Annotated in this window: 14 protein-coding genes; 4 read left to right on the top strand and 10 right to left on the bottom strand. The window is 69.5% G+C overall.

The features are described from left to right. Window positions 1-72: 72 nt before the first annotated feature. Window positions 73-894, top strand: coding sequence for a sulfite exporter TauE/SafE family protein (locus tag V5F74_RS12125; protein WP_029559005.1), 822 nt, complete (start codon window positions 73-75; stop codon window positions 892-894). A 102-nt stretch (window positions 895-996) separates the two neighbouring features. Further along, window positions 997-3,627: an aminopeptidase N gene (gene pepN, locus V5F74_RS12120; RefSeq protein ID WP_394008291.1), complete on the top strand. Its 2,631-nt coding sequence runs from the start codon at window positions 997-999 to the stop codon at window positions 3,625-3,627. 160 nt (window positions 3,628-3,787) lie between these two features. On the opposite strand, the gene V5F74_RS12115 is transcribed toward pepN, so the two are convergent. The 8 genes from V5F74_RS12115 to V5F74_RS12080 form a co-directional block, all read right to left on the bottom strand. Further along, window positions 3,788-6,751: a bifunctional [glutamine synthetase] adenylyltransferase/[glutamine synthetase]-adenylyl-L-tyrosine phosphorylase gene (locus V5F74_RS12115; RefSeq protein ID WP_394008289.1), complete on the bottom strand. Its 2,964-nt coding sequence runs from the start codon at window positions 6,749-6,751 to the stop codon at window positions 3,788-3,790. 156 nt (window positions 6,752-6,907) lie between these two features. After that, complete coding sequence (locus tag V5F74_RS12110) at window positions 6,908-8,287, bottom strand: ATP-binding protein (RefSeq protein ID WP_374253543.1); 1,380 nt, start codon at window positions 8,285-8,287, stop codon at window positions 6,908-6,910. A gap of 74 nt (window positions 8,288-8,361) precedes the next feature. After that, window positions 8,362-9,081: a response regulator transcription factor gene (locus V5F74_RS12105; protein WP_024278381.1), complete on the bottom strand. Its 720-nt coding sequence runs from the start codon at window positions 9,079-9,081 to the stop codon at window positions 8,362-8,364. Between the two features lie 209 nt (window positions 9,082-9,290). Next, the gene (locus V5F74_RS12100) at window positions 9,291-10,874 is read right to left on the bottom strand and encodes a Do family serine endopeptidase (RefSeq protein WP_029559009.1); all 1,584 of its coding nucleotides are present in this window, start codon (window positions 10,872-10,874) and stop codon (window positions 9,291-9,293) included. A 140-nt stretch (window positions 10,875-11,014) separates the two neighbouring features. Next, a complete protein-coding gene (locus V5F74_RS12095) occupies window positions 11,015-11,680 on the bottom strand; it encodes a HupE/UreJ family protein (RefSeq protein ID WP_051679311.1) in 666 nt (221 codons plus the stop codon). Continuing rightward, window positions 11,677-12,288, bottom strand: coding sequence for a HupE/UreJ family protein (locus tag V5F74_RS12090; RefSeq protein WP_024278378.1), 612 nt, complete (start codon window positions 12,286-12,288; stop codon window positions 11,677-11,679). Before V5F74_RS12090 ends, V5F74_RS12095 begins: the two co-directional genes overlap by 4 nt. Before the next feature lie 37 nt (window positions 12,289-12,325). Further along, complete coding sequence (locus tag V5F74_RS12085; protein WP_051679312.1) at window positions 12,326-13,315, bottom strand: HupE/UreJ family protein; 990 nt, start codon at window positions 13,313-13,315, stop codon at window positions 12,326-12,328. Then, window positions 13,312-14,175, bottom strand: a complete 864-nt coding sequence (locus tag V5F74_RS12080) for a peptidyl-prolyl cis-trans isomerase (protein ID WP_394008286.1) — start codon at window positions 14,173-14,175, stop codon at window positions 13,312-13,314. The genes V5F74_RS12085 and V5F74_RS12080 overlap by 4 nt, the downstream gene beginning before the upstream one ends. Before the next feature lie 262 nt (window positions 14,176-14,437). Here V5F74_RS12080 and V5F74_RS12075 point away from each other — a divergent pair, with 262 nt between their 5' ends. Next, the gene (locus V5F74_RS12075; RefSeq protein ID WP_394008284.1) at window positions 14,438-16,372 is read left to right on the top strand and encodes a hypothetical protein; all 1,935 of its coding nucleotides are present in this window, start codon (window positions 14,438-14,440) and stop codon (window positions 16,370-16,372) included. Between the two features lie 121 nt (window positions 16,373-16,493). After that, window positions 16,494-19,139 carry a fused MFS/spermidine synthase gene (locus tag V5F74_RS12070; RefSeq protein WP_394008282.1) on the top strand — a complete coding sequence of 882 codons (2,646 nt, stop codon included), beginning with the start codon at window positions 16,494-16,496 and terminating at the stop codon, window positions 19,137-19,139. On the opposite strand, the gene V5F74_RS12065 is transcribed toward V5F74_RS12070, so the two are convergent. Next, complete coding sequence (locus V5F74_RS12065) at window positions 19,036-19,518, bottom strand: copper resistance CopC family protein (protein WP_394008280.1); 483 nt, start codon at window positions 19,516-19,518, stop codon at window positions 19,036-19,038. The two genes, V5F74_RS12070 and V5F74_RS12065, sit on opposite strands and share 104 nt — an antisense overlap. A 26-nt stretch (window positions 19,519-19,544) precedes the next feature. Further along, a complete protein-coding gene (locus V5F74_RS12060; protein WP_394008278.1) occupies window positions 19,545-20,165 on the bottom strand; it encodes a TIGR02466 family protein in 621 nt (206 codons plus the stop codon). Between the last annotated feature and the right edge of the window lie 101 nt (window positions 20,166-20,266).

Below are 20,266 nucleotides of genomic sequence, written 5' to 3'. Positions count from 1 at the left end.
TCAACGGCTCACGTCCTATTCTGAGGCCGAGGTGACGGTGCGAAGCGGCCCGTTCAAGGGAGCGTGATCGGCATGTCTTTCGAGCCTTCCGCAACGTCCCTGCGGCGTCGCCTGATGCACGGATCACTGGCTGGGCTGGCCATCGGGACCGTCGGCGGCCTCATCGGCCTCGGTGGCGCGGAAATACGGCTGCCGGTGCTGATCGCGCTGGGGTTCGAGGCGCTGCCCGCCATCATCATCAATCGGGTTCTCAGCCTCGTGGTGGTGGCCTTCGCCCTGCCGTCCCGCGCCGCGACCATTCCCTTCGCCGAGGTGGCCGAGCACTGGCGGGTGATCGCGACCCTACTGGCCGGAAGTCTCGCGGGGGCCTGGATGGGGGCGACCTACGCCACCCGGTTCGCCTCGCGCACCCTGTTCCGCACCATTGCGGCCATGCTCGTCTTCACCGCCATCCTGCTGGTGCTGGGGGACGATCCCGATCTCAAGCACATGGCCATCGACGGCACCGTGCGGCTGGTGGTCGGGGTGCTGGCGGGCTTCATCATCGGGCTCGCGGTGGCGCTCATGGGGGTTTCGGGCGGGGAATTGCTGGTGCCGACGCTGGTTCTGCTCTTCGCCCTGCCGGTGAAGCTCGCGGGCAGCGTCGCGCTGGCGGTGAGCCTGCCCACCCTCATCGTCGGCTTCGCCCGTTTCGGCCGCGACAACACCCTCGGCGTCGTGCGGGAGAACCTCACGTTTCTCGGGGTGATGACGGCCGCCTCCATGCTGGGCGCGTTTCTCGGCGGGCAGGTGCTCGGCGTCGTGCCGGCCTCCATGCTGCTGCCGCTGCTCGGGGCCATCCTGGTGATGTCGGCATGGAAGATCTGGCGGCACGGCTCGGCCTCGGGCGCATAGCGGCGCGCTTCCCTCCCGGCGCGCCGGGCCTTACTCTCCGCCCAAGATCACATCGCACAAGGCGACGCGCCCAATGCGGCGGCGCGCGGGGAGTTCATGTTCATGCGTGATGCCGAACCCAAGGCCATCCACCTTTCCGACTACCGCGCCCCGGACTGGCTGGTGGACAAGGTGGACCTTGATTTCTCCCTGCACCCCTCGCAGACCCGCGTCACGTCGAAGCTGTCCCTGCGCCGCAACCCGGCGGGCGCCCCCGGCGCGCCGGTGGTGCTCAATGGCGACGGTCTCACGCTCGTGCGCCTCGCCATCGACGGCAAGCCGGTGGCCGGCCCGAGCTTCGAGGCGACGCCGGACCGCCTCACCCTCGCCCATCCCCCGGCCGACGCCTTCGTGCTGGAGGTGGAGACGCTGGTGGACCCCACCGCCAACACCCAGTTGATGGGGCTCTATCGCACCTCCAGCAACTATTGCACCCAGTGCGAGCCCGAGGGCTTCCGCCGCATCACCTATTATCCCGACCGGCCGGACGTGCTCTCCGTCTTCACCACCCGCGTCGAGGCGGATGAGGCCGAGGCGCCCGTGCTGCTCGGCAACGGCAATCTGGTGGAAAGCGGGAAGGTGGACGACACCAGCCGCCATTATGCCGTGTGGCATGATCCGTGGCCGAAGCCGTCCTACCTGTTCGCCCTCGTGGGCGGGCGCCTCGCGAAAATCTCCGACAGCTTCCTCACCCGCTCGGGGCGCGAGGTGGAGCTGGGCATCTATGTGGAGCACGGCAAGGAGGCCCGCGCCGGCTATGCCATGGACGCGCTGAAGCGCTCCATGCGCTGGGACGAGGAGGCCTTCGGCCGCGAGTACGACCTCGACGTGTTCAATATCGTCGCCGTGTCGGACTTCAACATGGGGGCCATGGAGAACAAGGGCCTCAACGTCTTCAACGACAAGTATGTCCTCGCCACCCCGGAGACCGCAACCGACGCGGACTATTCCGGCATCGAGGGCGTCATCGCCCATGAATACTTCCACAACTGGACCGGCAACCGCATCACCTGCCGCGACTGGTTCCAGCTGTGCCTGAAGGAAGGCCTCACCGTCTTCCGCGACCAGGAATTTTCCTCCGACGAGCGCTCCCGTCCGGTGAAGCGCATCGCCGATGTGCGGGCGCTCAAGGCCGCCCAGTTCACCGAGGACCAGGGCCCGCTCGCGCACCCCGTGCGGCCAGAAACCTATCGCGAGATCAACAACTTCTACACGGCGACCGTCTACGAGAAGGGCGCCGAGGTGGTGCGCATGCTGAAGACCCTGCTCGGCGAAGCCGGGTTCCGGGCGGGCATGGACCTCTATTTCGAACGCCATGACGGCGAGGCGGCGACCATCGAGGATTTTGTCGCCTCGTTCGCCGATGCCACCGGCCGCGACCTCTCGCAGTTCGCACTGTGGTACGCGCAGTCCGGCACGCCGGTGCTCACCGTGAGCGGCGCGTGGGATGCCGAGGCCGGCACCTATCGCCTCGACGTGGCGCAGGAGGTGCCCCCCACACCGGGCCAGCCCACCAAGAAGCCCATGCTCATTCCCCTCGCCCTCGGCCTCGTCGGCCCGGACGGGCGCGACCAGCCGCTGGCGCTCGGCAACGTGCCGGTGGAGAACGGCGTGGTGGAGGTGAGCGAGGCGCGCCAGAGCTTCCTCTTCACAGGCCTCGATGCGCGGCCCGTGCCCTCGCTGAACCGCGGCTTCTCGGCCCCGGTGAACCTCGTGAGCGACCTCACCGAGGCCGACCGGGTGTTCCTCGCCGCCCATGACGCGGACCCGTTCAACCGCTTCGACGCCATCCAGCGCATCGCGCTGGAAATGCTGAAGACCGGCGCGCGCACGGGCAGCCTGCCGGCAACGGAGGCGCTGGTGACGGCCGCCCGCGCCATCCTCGCCGACACCACGCTCGACGCCGCCTTCAAGGCGCAGGCGCTGGCCCTGCCCGGCGAGGGCGAGGTGGCCCGGGAGTTGGCGAAGGACGTGGACCCGGACGCCGTGTTCGCCGCCCGCAAGGCGCTGCGCATCGCGGTGGGCACCGCGCTGGAAGGCGCGTTCGCCACCACCTATGCGGCCATGGCCGCCACCGGCCCCTTCTCGCCGGACGCCTCCTCCGCCGGGCGGCGCGCGCTGCGCAACCTGTCGCTGGATTTCCTCGCCGTCACCGGCGCGGCCGAGGGCATTGCGCGGGCCAAGGCGCAGTTCGGGGCGGCGGACAACATGACTGACCGCATCACCGCCCTCGCCGTGCTGACCCAGCACGAGGTGCCGGAGCGCGAAGCGGCGCTTCAGGCCTTCTACGACCGTTTCGAGCGGGATGCGCTGGTCATCGACAAGTGGTTCACGCTGCAGGCGCAGATCGCCGCGCCGAGCACCCTTGAGCGCATCAAGGACCTGATGCTGCATCCCGCCTTCTCGTTGGGCAATCCCAACCGGGTGCGCTCGCTGGTGGGCGCCTTCGCGGCCACCAACCCCACCCAGTTCAACCGGGCGGACGGCGCCGGGCACGACTTCGTCACCGACGTGGTGCTGACGCTCGACAGCAAGAACCCCCAGGTGGCGGCCCGCCTCCTCGCCTCGTTCAAGACCTTCCGCCAGCTGGAGCCGGTGCGCCGGGCCAGCGCGGAGCGGGCCCTGCGCAAGGTGGCCGAGACGCCCGGCCTCTCGCCGGATGTGGCCGACATCGCCACCCGCGCGCTGGGGTGAAAGCGGGGCGTCGGGCCCGCGAACCTTCGGCATGGTCATCGCCCGGCATGTCCGGGCGATCCACGGTTGGGCGGGTTGGGGTTTCCGGGCAGCGCGCGGGCGGAAGGGTGGATCCCCCGGACAAGCCGGGGGATGACGGTCATTTTTGGCGCCGCCGCCCCTACTCCGCCGCCATCTCCAGCACGCGCTCGAAAATGGCGCGGACCTTCTGCTCGGTCTCGAACAGATCGGCTTCCAGCGTGGCGAAGTCGGGCATCTCGCCGGCGCGGGCGAGGAGTGCGCGCAGCGCCGGGCTCGCATCCTGCGGCACCACGTGGGCGTCCACCGACAGGCGCAGCACCTGCGTCAGGTTCTGGTAGAGACGGCAGGCACGCAGCAGCACGTGCGCGTCTTCCGGCTCAAGCAAGGCCAGCCGCTCGGCGGTCGCGAGCACGCGGGCGGTCGCCGTGTCCACGATCTCGGGATGATCGTGCGCATGGGCGAGCACGAGATATTGGGCGAGGAACTCCACATCCACCTGCCCGCCGGCCGCGTGCTTCAGGTTCCAGCGGTCATCCGCGCCCTTCTCGGCGGCGATGGCGCCGCGCATGTCGAGGATGTCGCCCGCCAGCCGGCGCTGGTCGCGCGCCTGGCCCATGATGCCGCCGATGACGTCGCGCACGATGGCGCCGAACTCCGGCGTGGCGGCGATCACGCGGGCGCGGGTCAGCGCCATGTGCTCCCACGTCCAGGCATCCGCTTGCTGGTAGGTGGCGAAGGAGGAGAGCCGCGTCGCCAGCGGACCCGAGCGGCCCGAGGGGCGCAGCCGCAGGTCCACGTCATAGAGCTTGCCGGCATTGGTCAGGGAGGTCAGCGCCGTGACGAGGCGCTGGGTGAAGCGGGCGAAATATTGCGCGCCGGTGAGCGGGCGCGGACCGTCCGAGGTGGGATCGGCCTCGGGATCGAAATCATAGAGCACGATGAGGTCGAGGTCGGAGCCCGCCGTCATCTCGCGGCCGCCGAGTTTGCCCATGGCGAGCACCGCCGTCTCGGCGCCGGCAATGCGGCCGTGGGCCTCGCAGAAGCGCTCCCACACGCGCCGGTGCAGGGCGCGGATGATGACCTCGGCGAGCGTCGCATAGGCCTCGCCCGCCCGCGCCGCCGGCAGCGTGCCGGAGGCGATGCGCACGCCGATGAGCACATGCTGCTCCTGCCGGAAGCGGCGGGCGCGGTCGAACTGCTCCTCGTCGGTCTCGGACGTGTCGAGCAGCAGTTCGAGGTGCTCGGAGAGGCTCGCCTCGTCGGGCAGCACATCGAAGAAGGCGGGATCGAGCAGCGCGTCGGTGAGGGAGGGGCGGCGGGCCAGGGTCTCGGCGAGGCGCGGGGCGGCGGTGAGGATGGTGGCGAGCAGCCGCACGAGGTCCGGGTGGCGGTCCAAAGCGGTGAGGAGGAGCGGTCCCGGCAGCTCGGTGAGGAAACGGTCGGCCGCGATCAGCGCGCCGTCCGGGTCGCCGCCGCGCGAGAGCGCCTCCAGCATCAGCGGCACGATGCGGGCGAGATGGGCGCGGGCGGGTTCGGTCTTTAGCGCGCGCGGCCCTCCGGCAAGCCAGCGCCGGACGATGCCGCTCGCCGCCGCCGGGTCCTTGAAACCGAGGCGCGAGAGGGCGGCGAGCGTCGGCCGGTCGTTCTCGTCCGGCGGAAAGAGCAGGTCGGCGTCGAGCACGGCCGGCGGCGGCGCATCCTCGAACAGATGGGCATAGTGGCCCTGAACGGTCGTCAGGCGCTGGACGAGGGCAGCAGCGAAGGCGTCCCGGTCGGGATAGCCCATGAAGCGGGCAAAGCCCTCCATGGCCTCGCGGCTTTCAGGCAGCGAATGGGTCTGCGCATCCGCCACCATCTGGATGCGGTGCTCCACCCGGCGCAGGAAGAGATAGGCCTCGGCGAGGTCGTCGCGCACCTTGGGCTCGATCCAGCGATGGGCGGTGAGCGCATCGAGGGCGTCCAGAGTGCGGCTGGTGCGCAGCAGGGGGTCACGTCCGCCAGCGATGAGCTGCTGGGTCTGGACGAAGAACTCGATCTCGCGGATGCCGCCGCGGCCGAGCTTCACATTGTGCCCCTCCACCGCCACCACGTCATGGCCGCGGAAGGCGTGGATCTCGCGCTTCATGGCATGGACGTCGGCGATGGCCTGGAAGTCCAGCACGCGGCGCCAGACGAAGGGCGAGAGATCGGCGAGGAACTGCCGCCCCACCTCCGCATCGCCCGCCACGGGGCGCGCCTTGATGTAGGCCGCGCGCTCCCAGGTGGCGCCTTCGCGCTCGTAATAGTCGAGGGCCGAGACGGTGGAGAGGGCGACCTGCGTCGAGCCGGGATCGGGGCGCAGGCGCAAGTCCACGCGCAGCACGTAGCCGTCGGCGGAGCGCTCCTGCAGCAGCCGCACCAGCCCCTGTGTGATCTTCACGAAAAAAGGCGAGGCGGACACGCTGTCGGAGAGCTGTGCCTTCTCGCGGTCGTAGACCACCACGAGGTCGATATCGCTGGAATAGTTGAGTTCCCGCGCGCCGTGCTTGCCCATGGCAATCGCCGCGAGGCCGGAGCCGGCCTGCGGATCGGCGGGATCGGGCACCATGAGCCGCCCGGCCTTCACCGCCTCGCCGAGGAGGAAGGACAGCGCCTTGCGCACCGCCGCGTCGGCCACGTCGGTCAGCGCCGCCGTCACCTCCACGAGGCCGAACACGCCACCCATGTCAGCGACGGCGATCAGCAGGGCGGCCTCGCTGCGCATCCGCCGCAGCGCGCGCATCACATCGGCTTCCGAGCCTTCGACTGCCGCGCATTCGGCGATGAGCGCATCGAGGTGGGCGTGAGGCGAGCGTCCGAGCACGCGCAACAGCCGCTCCGGCTCGGCGCGGACCACCTCGGTGAGGAAGGGCGAACTTTCGGCGATCCCGAGACAGACCTGTTCGGCACAGGGCGACTCGGCGAACAGCGCATCAAGGGCGGCGCGCGCCTCCGGCGCCAGCCGTTCGATGGCGTGGGAAAGCTTAATCTTTGCCGCCTTCGCATCCGCCACGACGGGCGCTTCCCGCATCTGCAGGGCGAGGGGCGGCCGGTCCGCCGAATCCGGTTCCGTGGGCCAACGCATGGTCAGGTCTAAAGGCACCAGCGACTTGCCGCGCGCAAGCCTTCTTTCATCGAAGTGCCGCAGCGGGAGGCACGGCACGCATCATAGTGAGTGGGGAATGAAGAGGTCATTACGGAGGTTAACGCCCGCGCCGACGGCTTGGTTCACGCCCCGCGGTCATTTCGTCGGCAAACGGAAGGTCGCAACGAGCCCCGGCTTGTTGTCGGAAAAAGCCAGCGTACCGCCGTGCAGCCGCGCCACCGCCCCCACCAGCGACAGGCCGAGGCCGGAGCCGGGACGGGTGCGGCTCGCCTCCAGCCGCACGAATCGCTCCACCACCCGCTCCCGGTCGGCGGCCGGGATGCCCGGACCGGTGTCGGCCACCGCGAGCACCGCCTCTGCCCCGTCGCGCGTCAGCGTCACGGTGATGCGCCCCCGGCCCCCGTCGGCCGGGCGGCCGTATTTGATGGCATTGTCGATGAGGTTGGAGAGGGCCTGCGCCAGCAGTTCCTTCACCCCGTGGACGGTGGCAGGCACGGCGCTGACGGTGAGGTCGAGCCCCTGCTCGTCCGCCAGCGGCTCGTAAAGCTCGGATACCGCCTCGGCGATCTCGGCGAGATCCACGTCGCCCATGGTCGCCCGCCCCTGCCCCGCCTCGGCGCGGGCGATCATCAAGAGGGCGTCGAAGGTGCGGATGAGACCGGCGCTCTCCTCGATGGTGGCCTCCAAAGCCGCCCGCCAGGCTTCCTCGGTATGGGCGGTGCGCAACGCCTCCTCGGCGCGGTTGCGCAGGCGGGTGAGCGGGGTCTTCAGATCGTGGGCGATGTTGTCGGAGACTTCCTTCAGCCCGACCATCAGCCCCTCGATGCGATCGAGCATGGCGTTGAGGGAGTGGGCGAGGCGGTCGAACTCATCCTCGGTGCCGGCCAGCGCCAGCCGGCCGGAGAGATTGCCGGCCATGATGGTCTCGGCCGTGGCGGTCATGGAATCGATGCGCTTCAGCACCCGCCGCGTGACGAACACGCCGCCGGCGAGGCCCAGCACCACGATCAGCACCACCGCCCACTGGGCGGGCCGCGCCACGAGATCGCGCAGGGTGTCCCGCTCCTCGATGTCGCGGCCGACGAGCAGGCGATAGCCGCCGGGCAGGAACATGGTCTGCACGAAGGCCACATGGCTCTTGGCCACGGGATCATCCGGCCGGTTGTAGGTGGTGAAGCGGGTGCCCTCCTTGTCGAGCAGGCCGATGGGCAGGTCCGTCACGTTGGCGGCCAGCACCTCGCCCTGGAAATTGGAGAGCACGTAGATGGACGAGCCCGGCCGCCGCGTCCGCCGGTCGATGACATAGACCAGCCGCTGGATGCCGCCGATGCGGTACTGGTCGGAGAGCCCCACGACCTCGCGGTCGAGGTCGTCCGCCACCTGCCCCTGGATCAGGGCGCGGGTGTGCCACGCGGTGTAGACGATGACGGAGACCGCAAACAGCGCGAAGACGACGAGATAGGCGGCGAGCAGCTTGAACGCGGTGGTGCGCACCAGGCGCGCCGCGTGGGCGATGGGGCTGGCGATCGCGCCGTGCGCCCTCCCCCCGTTGCCGAGCGGACCCGCACCCGCCGGGGCGCCTTCCCCCTTCACGCCACCAGCCCCGCCCGCACCATGTAGCCGGCGCCGCGGACGGTGTGGATCAGCGGCACGTCGAAGCCCTTGTCGATCTTGGACCGGAGGCGGGAGACGTGGACGTCGATGACGTTGGTCTGGGGGTCGAAATGATAGTCCCAGACGTTTTCGAGCAGCATGGTGCGCGTCACCACCTGCCCGGCGTGGCGCATCAGATATTCCAGCAGCCGGAACTCGCGCGGCTGGAGCGGGATCTCCTTGCCAGAGCGGGTGACGCGATGGGCAAGGCGGTCGAGTTCGAGGTCCGCCACCTTGTAGACCGTTTCCGCGCCCTGGCTGACGCCGCGCCGGGAGAGGGCTTCGACGCGCGCCAGAAGCTCGGTGAAGGCGTAGGGCTTGGGCAGATAGTCATCGCCGCCGGCGCGCAGGCCCTGCACCCGGTCGTCCACTTGCCCCAGCGCCGAGAGGATCAGCACCGGCGTCGTGTGCCCGCGCCCGCGCAGCTCGGTGACGAGGGAGAGGCCGTCGCGGGCAGGGAGCATCCGGTCCACCACCATCACGTCGTATTTGCCGTCGAGCGCGAGGGCGAGTCCCTCCTCGCCGTCTGCGGCATGGTCCACCACGTGACCGGCCTCGCGGAAGGCCTTGCGCAGATATTCGGCGGCGTCGCGGTCGTCCTCGACCAGGAGAAGGCGCATGGCGGAGAGCGGACCCGGATCTAGATTCGTTGTCATCACTCTAGCTCACCTTTCAGGCAGGTCCATGCGAGGGGTGCGCACCGAAAAAAGTGGCGCGGGAAGCCCTCTGGAGCTTCCCGCGCCTGCGGAGCCGAAGCGGCATCAGGGGCGATGGCGATATCCACCTCGGTCCGGAGGCCCGTCGCCGGGGGATTGCCCCCGGCGTGTCATGCGGTCGGGCCTTGTCTCAGGCCGGCTGAGCGGGCTCAGCCTTTGGCCTTGCCTTCCAGCGAGATGGCGACGAAGCGCACGCCCTCGCCGCTCTTCACCTGGATGAGCACTGCCTTGCGGTTCTCGGCCTTGGCGGCGGCAAGGCCGTCGCGCACGTCCTTGGGGGTGGCGACGGTCTTGTCGCCGACCTTCAGGATCACGTCGCCGGTCTTCAGGCCGCGCTGGGCCGCCGGGCCGTTGGGCTCGACGCCGGTGACCACCACGCCCTCGCCGCCAGCACCCTGCACGCTCTTGGAAGGGGCGAGCTGCAGACCGAGGCGCGGCATGTCCTTGTTGCCGGCGCTGTCGTCCTCACCCTGCGGGGTGTTGGTGCGGGAGGCCACCTGCTCATTGGGCAGCTGATCGAGCACCACCTTGATGTCCATGGGCTTGGTGTCGCGGATCACCGAGAGCTGGACCTCGGCGCCGGGCTTCATCATGCCCACCTTGCGGGACAGCTCACGGGCTTCCTTGATCGGCTCGCCGTTCACCTTGACCACCACGTCACCGGCCTTGAGGCCAGCCTTGGCGCCGGCGGTGTTGGGCTGAACCTGGGCGACGAGGGCGCCTTCGGCGCTCTTGATGCCGAGGCCGGACGCGAGATCCTCCGTCACCGGCTGGATCTGGACGCCGATGTAGCCGCGGGCCACCGAGCCCTTGTCACGCAGCTGGGTCACCACGGTCTTCACCGTCTCGGAGGGGATGGCGAAGGCGATGCCCACGTTGCCGCCCGAGGGGGAGACGATGGCGGTGTTCATGCCGATCACCTCGCCGTTCAGCGAGAAGGTCGGGCCGCCCGAGTTGCCCCGGTTGATGGGGGCGTCGATCTGGATGAAGTCATCATAGGGGCCGGAGCCGATGTCGCGGCCGCGGGCCGAGACGATGCCGGCGGTCACGGTGCCGCCGAGGCCGAACGGGTTGCCGACCGCGATCACCCAGTCGCCGACGCGCGGGGCGCCATCCGCGAGCTTCACCCACGGCATGTTGGTGACGTTGTCAATCTTGAGCAGGGCCACGTCGGTGCGCGGATCGGTGCCGATCACCTTGGCGACGTATTCTTTGCCGTCGGTGGTGGTCACGTCCACCTCGTCGGCGCCGTCCACCACATGGTTGTTCGTGACCACATAACCGTCAGCCGAGATGATGAAGCCGGAGCCCTGGCCCACCACGGGACGCTCACCCTTCGGACCCATGCCGCCGCGCGGGCCCATGCCGGGACCACCCGGGCCGCCGGGACCCATGCCGGGACCGCCCTGGCCGAAGCCGAAGCGCTTCAGGAATTCCTCGATCTGGGGCGGGACGTTGCCGCCGAGGCCCTCGCCACCCATGGCCATCTGCTGGTCGCCGATGTCCTTCTTCACCTTCACCGAGACGACGGCGGGCGAGACCTTCTCGACGATGTCGGCGAAGGAGAAGGTGTTGGCCGGCTGGCTGGTGGTGATCTGCGCGAGGGCAGGCGTATTGGCAGGCGGGATGAACTGGCCGGCAACGACGCCGGCGAGGGCGAGACCGAAAACGCTCGCGAGCATGGCACGGCGGTTGCGCTTCGTCACGGAAGGGGTGGAGGGGGAGCGGGTCATGCGTCGCGTCTCTCTGTTGCCTGCCATGCCGGGCAGGTTCGAGACGCAACCTATGCGTTGGATCGTTACGGCAATCTGGCGGCCGGATTAAGCTTCCGTAATGTCGCTCGCGATGCCGTGAACCACGCTCCGGCGCGGGATCAGCCGACCCCGCGCGACACCAGATGCAGGCCGAGCACCATGATGCCCACCGCCGCGACCCAGCTTCCCGCCGCCCGGAGCGCGATGGGCCGCCAGCCGCCGACGCCAGCGAGGAAGGCGATGGCGCAGCCGAGCGCGAGGGTGACGAAGGCGTAGCCGATGACCGTCACGCCGGACAGGAACAGGAACTGGTCCGTGGTAGCGACCATGGCGGCGCCGTTCTGGTATCCGTCCAGCAGGCCAAGGCCTACCGCCAGCACCAGCAGCGCGACGAGCGGCAGCCTCAGCTGCGCGGCAACTGCAAGGCCGGTGAGCGCCACCAGCGTCACGCCCGCCACCGGCGCGAACGGCGGCGGCGGCAGCACCAGCGACAGCGCGCCACCGGCGGCCAGCGCCAGCGGGAAGACCAGAACCACCCAGCGCGCCGTGCGCGGCCCCTGGAAGGCGGCGAGCACCGCCAGCGCAAGCCAGGGCAGCACCTGCTCGAAATCCGTCAGCGGGTGCAGCGCGCCGGAATAGAAATCGCCGAGCCGCGTGTCCACGAGATGGGCATGGGCGAGGCCGGGGGTGAGCGCGAAGACGAGAGCAAGCGCGCCGACGGAGCCGGCGCGACGAACCAGGGCAACCGCGCCGGCAATGCCGGCGCGACGGGCAAGGCGTGTCATTCGATGATCCCGATGGCACCGAGCAGGAAGTAGACGCCGAGGCAGCCGATGGCGGCGCCGCAGGCGCGCACCGCCTTGGCTCCCGCCTCCCAGCGCACCGCGACGCCGATGAGAATGCCGAGAAGATGCAGCATGCCGGTGGCCACCACGAAGCCCACCGCGAACGCCACCGCATCGGCCGCATCCGGGAGCTCCTTGCCGTGGGCATAGCCGTGGAAGATGGCGAACACGCCGACGATGGTCGCCGCCACCCACAGCGGCGGGCGGATGTTCAGGGCCACCATAGCGCCGAGCGCGATGCCCGACAGCGCGATCATAAGCTCGACGAAGGGCAGGTCGATGCCCATGACGCCGAGCAGGCCGCCGACCGCCATCACCAGCGGGAAGGTGATGGGCAGCACCCAGATGGCCGGGTTGCCGAGCTGCGCGCCCCACAGGCCCACCGCCACCATGGCAATGATGTGGTCCGCCCCGGAGAGCGGATGGAGAAAGCCGCTCTCAAGGCCGATCTGGGTGCCCGTGCCCGTATGGGCGAGGGCCGGCGACAGGGGAATCATGGCGAGAAGTCCGGCGAGGACGAGCGCCGGGTTCGGGCTGTGGGACTTCATGACGAATGTCCTTCCAAGGTGTGCGCCCCAGGCAGGGTCAGATGCGGGTGAGGAACCAGAACGATGCGACGGAGCCGATGACATAGGCCGGGATGGCCGCGCCCCAGCGGGGCAGCAGCGCCTGAGCCTGCCGGTGGGCCCACATGAGGGCGAGCACCGCCATGACGAACATCAGCTGGCCGATCTCGACGCCCACGTTGAAGAACAGCAGCGCGATGGGCAGCGTCGCCTGCGGGATGCCGAGCGCCGTCAGCGCCGTGGCGAAGCCGAGGCCGTGCAGGAGGCCGAAAGCGAAGGCGACGATCCAGGGATAGCGCGCGGTCAGCCCCGGCTCGCCCCGTTGCAACTTCACGATCTCCACGCCCACGAAGACGATGGAGAGAGCGATGGCGGCATTGAGCGGCCGCTCCGGCACGCCGACCCAGCCGAAGGTGGCGGCGGCGAGCGAGATGGAATGGCCGACGGTGAAGGCGGTAATGGTCTTCACCAGCCGCCAGCCGCCCTTCACGATCCAGATCAGGCCCAGCACGAACAGGAGGTGGTCGATGCCACGCAGGATGTGGTCGATGCCGAGATTGACGTAGGTGTCGGCAAGATCGGCCCACACCGCGAGATTGGTGCCGGGTTCGCTCGCCACCATCATGGTCGGCTTGGCGGCGCTCACCGTGTAGACGACGGCCGGCCCCTCGCGCGGGACAACCCGGATGGTCGCCACCGACTGCTTGCTGCCGAGGCCCATGAAGCTGAGGCGGCCGGTGAGCCCGCGCTCGCCGCAGACCAGCTCGGGCGGGTTCCACTGGCAGTGGGCGGGGAAGATGGGCTGCAGGGTCACGTCCGCCGGCGGCATGGTCCACTGGCCGATGAAGCGGCCCGGCGCGATCTCGCGCAGGGTGATGACCGCCATGGTCGCCTCATGCGCCCGCGCGGCCAGCGACGGCAGGAGGAGCGCGCAGAACAGCGCCAGGACCGCGAGCAGGCCGGACCGGAAGGCGCGGGGAGCTCGCGCCGTTATGGCTCCGGCGATCATGGCTCACCACGCCGGATGACGTAGGCGTTGCCCAGGTCCTTGGTCGCGGCGATGCCGAGGATGCGGCGGCGCTCGTCCTTCCACGCGAGGGCCACCTGGGCGGACACCTCGTCGAGGTCGGTCGGATGGCCGGGCGCATAGGCATCGAGCCGCACCACGTTCCAGCCGTCCTTCGACGGGACCACCCGCCACTCGCCCTGCGGCAGCGCCACCAGCGTCTCCACGAACGGCATGCCGAACGACGGCTCCAGCGACTTGCGCGGCCTCTCGCCGAAGATGAGGGCGCGGTTCTGCGTCTCTTCGGTTTCCTCGCCGGCGACGATCTGCTCCAGCGTCGCGCGGGCGTCCGCCTCGGCGTTCGGGCCGGTGAAGGGCACGGAGATGAAGCTGATGGTCTCAGGCACGTCATACTGTGCCCGGCGCTTCTCGTACCAGGCTTCGAGCTCGGCGTGGGTCGGCTCCTTGACCTCCACGCCGTTGAAGATGAGCAGGCGCATCTTGTGGACGATGCGGTCGCGGATCATCTCGTCGCCCTTGTCGAGGCCCTGCGCCAGTGCCTCGCGGAAGGTGATCTCGTTCAGGACCCACACGTCGACCAGCTTGCGATACTCGTCCGCCCCCGGCTCGCGGCCCTCGTGGGTGGACTTGAAGGCATCGACGATGCTCTGGCGCACCTCGGGGGTGACCTCGATGAGCTTTTCCTTCGGGATCGCCGGCGTCACCGCCGCATGGGCCGCGAAGATCATGGCGCCGAGCACCATGAACTGAAGCAGCGGCTCGCCGATCAGCCGCCGGATGAGGCTCTTGTTCCTGGTGCCGGCCGGGGCATCCGCGCCCGTATTCAAACCCGATGACGTCAAGACTCGTCCCCCGCCCACAGGGACGCGAAAAAGCGCATCCCCGCCACGTCGTGCTTCCACGCCTGCTGACGGCGCATCCCCTAGCGGCGGACCGGTGTCGGCTTGATGACAGCGTTGCGGCGGACGCAGGGTCCGAAAGGTCTCGCAAGGTTTCCCGGCTCACCTTCCCCGGCGTCACAGAACCTTCAGCACGCGGTCACAGAACGCGGCTAGGAGGCCCCTACGGGCGGACTGGCGTCCGTGGGAAATTAGGGGTTGGAGCATGAAGGGCGGGGTGCTGACACAGCAGCTCATCGCGGGGGCGTCGGTCCTCGCTGTTGCCGGCGGAGCGGCTTTTGCGCCGACGCAGGCGTTCGCCGACAGCTACATGGCCGGCGACTTCCACAATCACACGCCGTGCTCGGACGGCCGCTCGTCGGTCGAGACCATGGTGAAGAAGGCGGTCCAGAGCTACGGCCTGGAATGGCTCGGCGCTGCCGATCACGGCGGCTCCAGCCCGCGCGACTGCCGCGTGGACGATCCGGAAGGTGACGGCTCCACCACCGGCAAGGGCCGCTTCTTCGATCAGGTCCAGGGCCTGGTCATCAAGGGCGACACCGCCACCTCGCAGGGCCACCGCTCCATGTGGCGCTGGCAGAGCGCGGAAGAGATCATCTTCCCCGAGCTCGTCCGCCTCGCCAAGGAAACCGGCGTGCCGATGCTCTATGCCGGCATCGAGACCAACGTGCCCGGCCACGAGCACACCTCCATGGCGGTGATCGGCAATCAGAAGCCGCAGAACGCCATCGAGAAGAAGGGCCTGTTCGGCAAGAAGAACAAGGACAAGGACACCGGCGACGCCAGCGCGGTGGCGGAGTTCGAATACCGCTTCGACCGCTCTGACACCGATTTCAGCCTCGGTGCGCCCACCCATAACTGGACCGGCAAGGTGGCCAACGCCTCCGGCACCGGCTCGGGCCAGAAGAACCACGATGCGAAGGCGGTTCCCTCCGTCCAGTGGCTGCAGAAGTACTACCCGCTCGACAGCTACTACGTGCCCGCGCACGTGGAGCGCGCCGGCGTGTTCAATCCGGACAAGAACAACGGCTTCAACATCGAGCACTTCCGCGACTTCAATAATGCCGGCCCGACCGTCGCGGTGGGCTTCGAGAGCCAGCCCGGCCACCAGGCGTCGAACAACCGCGGCGAATACCGCGCCGGCTTCTGCGGCACGGGCTGCGATTCGGTGGGTGTGACCACCTTCGGCGGCACCGGCATCTATGCCGCCAAGATCGGCGGCGTATGGGACGCCATGCTGGGTGAAGGCCGCAACTGGTTCTTCTTCGCCAGCTCCGACTGGCACAACCGCGGCGCCTTCTCCATCTACGAGAAGGGCACCACCAACGACTTCTATCCGGGCGAGTTCCAGAAGCTCTACATCCCGCGTCCCAAGCGGAATGTGGCCCTGCGCCCGCAGGTGGTGGTCGACGGCGTGCGCTCCGGCAACGTCTACTCGGTGCAGGGCGACCTCATCACCGGCGAGCTGACCTACAACGCCAAGGCCGGCTTCGGCGCCAAGGCGGGCATGGGTGACACGCTGGTGGTGAAGCGCGGCAAGTCGGTGACGCTGACCCTCGAGGTCAATGTCCCCACCAGCCCGAACTACTCGCCCTACACCTTCAACAACCCGTCGCTGGCCCAGATCGGCATCCAGGAGCCCCTCAACAAGCCGACGCTCCGCCAGGTGCAGTTCATCAAGGGTGACGTGACCGGCGTCGTCGCGCCCGGCAGCGCCAACTACACCGCCGGCACCAATGCCTCGGCGGCGATCATCGCCACCTTCGGCCCGACCACCTGGAAGGCGCGCGGCACCAAGCGCACCATGACCGTCACCATCCCGAACGTGCAGAACAACATGTATGTCCGCGTGCGTGGCTCCAACCTGCCGGCCTCCGTGCCGGCCGAGACGGACGCCCAGGGCAACCCGCTCAACGACTGGGATCCGGAAAACGCCGCGCAGGGCCCGTTCGTGCCCTGTAACGACGCTGCTTGCCCGTCCCACCTCGTGGTGCGCGACGGCCAGAAGATCTCCAGCTACGACGTGGCCGCGTGGTCGGACCTGTGGTTCTACACGAACCCCATCTTCATCCGCGTCTCCGACCAGCCGGAACTCCTCGTCGAGACCAACGAGAAGCTCGCGGTCTCCCTCGCCAAGTGACGTTCGCCAAGTGATGGTGAACTGACAGAAGACAAGCGCCGGCCACGGCCGGCGCGAGACCTTCGGATGCCGGGGGCCTTCGGGCCTCCGGCTTCTTTCGCTTTCAGGAACGGTTTCTGTCATGTCCCAGGTTCAGGCTTCGGAACCCGAATCCGCCGCGCCGCAACGCCTGACGCTCGGCCAAAACACCCGCACGGGCATCGCCATCGCGCTGGTCGCGACCCTCTCGGGCTTTGCCGGCCTCGGCTACGAGATCGTCTGGACCCGCATGCTCGCGGTCAGCCTCGGCCATGAACTGGTGGCGGTGCTGGGGGTCATCTCCGCCCTGTTCGGCGGCCTCGCGCTGGGCAGCCTGCTGCTCGGCCGCGCCATCGCCGGGAGCGGCCGGCCGGCCGCCTGGTATGCGGGGTTGGAGCTGATCATCGGCGCCTGGGCGCTGGTTCTCATCGGCGCAACGCCGCTCTTCGGCGACCTCGTGCCAGCGCTGGTGCCGGTGGATGCCTCGGCGCTCCGGCAATGGTCCGTCGCCTTCGCTTTGCCCTTCGTGCTGCTGCTGCCTGCGACGCTGGCCATGGGCGCCACCCTGCCGGCGCTGGAGGCCGTGCTGGCGCCGCGTCTCGCCTCAGGCGCGGCGGTGGGGCACGTCTATGCGGCCAACACGTTTGGCGCGGTGGCGGGAACGCTGGCCACCGCCTTCCTCATCATCCCCGCGCTCGGCCTCTCCGCGACGCTGGTGCTGTGCGCCGTACTGAATGCGGTCTGCGCCGCGGCCATGCTGGCCGTGGCCCGCGATTCGGCTTCAGAGGCGGCGGCACGGCCGATTCGCGGCTGTGAGAGCCGCTCCGCCTTGCTCCCGGTGGTGGCGCCCCTGTTCCTCACCGGCCTCCTCGGCATCGGCTACGAGGTGCTGACGGTGCGGGTGCTGAGCCAGATTCTGGAAAACACCATCTACACCTTCGCCGTGCTCCTGGCCTGCTACCTCGCGGGCACTGCGCTGGGCGCCGCCCTCTATGCCCGGTGGCGGTCGCTTCGCGGGCCGGGTGCAGACGGCTCAGTGGCCCTCCTCGTCACCCTCACCGCCCTCGCCTGCGTCGCCGGCGCGGCGCTGCTCGGGGCGTCGGGGCAGATTCTCTCGGCCCTCAAGGCCGCGTTGCCGGTGACGGTGGCCGGGCGTCTCTCCGCCGAGCTCGCCATGGCCGCCGTGGCCTTCCTGCCGCCGACGATCGCCATGGGCGCCCTGTTCACGGCGCTTGCCCAGCGCGCATCCGACCGCCTCGGCGGCGTCGGGCCGGGGCTTGCGGCCAATACGCTTGGGGCGGCGCTGGCGCCCATGCTGTTCGGCCCGGTCCTGCTGCCGCTGATGGGCGCGAAATACGCCTTCGCGCTCCTCGCCGCCGCCTATGTGCTGGCGCTGCCGCTCCGGAGCCGCGCCGCGCTGGCCGGTGGCGGGCTGACGCTGGCGGCGACGCTGGCGCTGGTGCTCGCGCCCGTCTCCCTGCGCTTCGTGCAGGTGCCGGAAGGCGGCGCGCTGGAATGGCACCGCGACGGCGTGATGGCGGCGGTGAGCGTGGTGCGCAATGCCGCCGGCGACCGCCATCTTCAGGTGAACAACCATTTCCGCATGGGTGGTAGTGCCTCCATGCGCTCGGACCACCGGCAGGCGCATATCCCCCTGTTGCTGCATCCCAACCCGCGCAGCGCGCTGTTCCTCGGCCTCGGCACCGGCGCGACCCTCTCCGCCGCCGGCGACCATCCGGGCCTCAGGATAGAGGGCGTGGAGCTGGTGCCCGAGGTGGTGGAGAGCTTCCCCTATTTCGAGCGCACGCCGCCCCGCCTCGCCGGCAACCCGGACATCCGCATCCATGTGGCCGACGCCCGCCGCTTCGTGCGCGCCGGCACCGCGCCCTACGACGTGATCGTCGCCGACCTCTACCATCCCTCCGTGGACGGCTCCGGCGCGCTCTATGCCCGCGAGCATTTCGCCGCCATCCGCGACCGCCTCGCGCCGGACGGCCTGTTCTGCCAGTGGCTGCCGCTGCACCAGCTGGACATGGAAACGCTGAAGGTGATCGTGCGCACCTTCCTCGACGTGTTCCCGGACACGACGGCGTGGCTCGCCCAGTTCAGCGTGGAGACGCCCCTCGTCGCCCTGATCGGCCGCCGCGCGCCCGCGACTTACCCGTCCGACTGGGTGGAGCGCCGGGTGCGCGACCGCGCGCTGGCGACGGGGCTGAAGGCCGTCGATCTCGACGGCAGCTTCGCCCTGTTCGGCCTCCACCTCGCCGGCCCGGCGGACCTCGCCCGCTTCGCCGGCAATGCCCCCCTGAACACCGATGACCGGCCGGTGGTGACTGCCTCTGCGCCGGGTACGGCCTATGCCGCAAACGAGCGGCCCGCCGACCGGCTGGTGGCGCTCCTCGCGGCGCTCCACCCGGCGCCGCAGACGCTGCTGGCAGGGGCCGATCCCGCCACGCAGGCGCGCCTCGCCGCCTACTGGAAAGCGCGCGACGGCTACATCGGCATGGGCGCCCGGGCGCTGGCGGCGAAGGGCCCGCGGGACGTGATCGGCACGCTGGCCCCGCAACTCATCGAGCTGGTGCGCATCAGCCCGGATTTCGATGCCGCCTACGTGCCGGTGCTGGCCATGGCGCGCCAGCTCGCCGTCACTGATCCTTCGGGCGCCCGGCGGCTCCTAGAAGCATTGGATAGGGCGAACCCGAGCCGCCCCGACGCGCGGCGGCTCTTGGCTCAGCTACCGCCGGCGTAGCGGGCGGGATCTCGCCGGGTTTCGCCACGGTGAAGGCGATGGAGCCGCCATCCGCATGGTGGTGGCGGCGCAGATAGCCGTTCCACTCCACCAGATACTTGCCGGGCGGCAGGGGCCTCGCCATGCGGAACGCGGTCTGGCGCACTTCCTCGGCAGGGCGGGCCCAGTCGGTGGGCCATTCGGCCTTGTCGTCGAGACTCACCACGCGCACGTCATCGAGCCGGAACTCGTCGGTGAAGTCGATGGTGACTTCCGGCTGGGTCTCCGTGAGCACCTCATTGGCGTTGGGCACCGACTGGTCGAACGCGCACTGTGCCCGCGCCCCCGTCGCCGCGAGGCACGTGAGGACCAGCACCGCGATTGCTGCATGAAGGCGCATGGGCCTCTCCCTGAAAAGGCTTGCGTTCACGAGAAGTGGATGGCGTAGCCGAAATTATCGAGCCGGTCGGGAATGGCATTGAAGGCCACCGAGATGCGCCGCCCGCCCTTGTTCACCGGCACCTCGTGCAGCAGATAGCTCGGGAACATCACGAGGTCGCCCGCACCCGTCTGCGGCATGGCGAACTTGCCGCCGTTGAACGCATTGATGCGCGCGCCGGGATTGGTGTTGCCGAAGATGAAGCCGCTGCCGCCGATGGCCTTGTGGAAGACGATGTTGGCGGAGGGATGCGCCTCCGTCAGGTAGACGACGCCGGAGATGAAGCTGTTCGCGTGGGTGTGGATGGCCTGATGGCCGCCCGGCTCCAGCACGTTCACCCAGATTTCCTTGATCTGCCAGCTCAGCGCCTCGCCGAACAGCACCTCGCCGAACTCCGCCACCTTGGGCAGCACCAGCGCGCCGAGCCGCGACAGCAGCGTCTCGGACTGGTCGCCCGCCACCGGGGTGTGGGAGAGGAGGTCCGAATAGGCGTTGGTGAGGGAGGTGCGGTCCGCCACCTCGGCCGCAAGCGCCTCCACGTCGGCGGGGCCGATGAGGCCCTCGACGCGCATCACGGGGGTGGGGAATAGTCCAATGAGCTGGGTCACGACAGGCCGGCCGATGTGCGCGAGACGGGGAGACGGCGCACTTTCCCCATGGGCCATGACCCGACGATGACGCTTCGGCCGGCGAGGCTCCGGCCGCACGC

It is taken from the genome of Xanthobacter aminoxidans (genome assembly GCF_043193615.1).
Classification (GTDB): Bacteria; Pseudomonadota; Alphaproteobacteria; order Rhizobiales; family Xanthobacteraceae; genus Xanthobacter; species Xanthobacter aminoxidans.
This window is presented reverse-complemented; position numbering and strand designations above follow the sequence as displayed.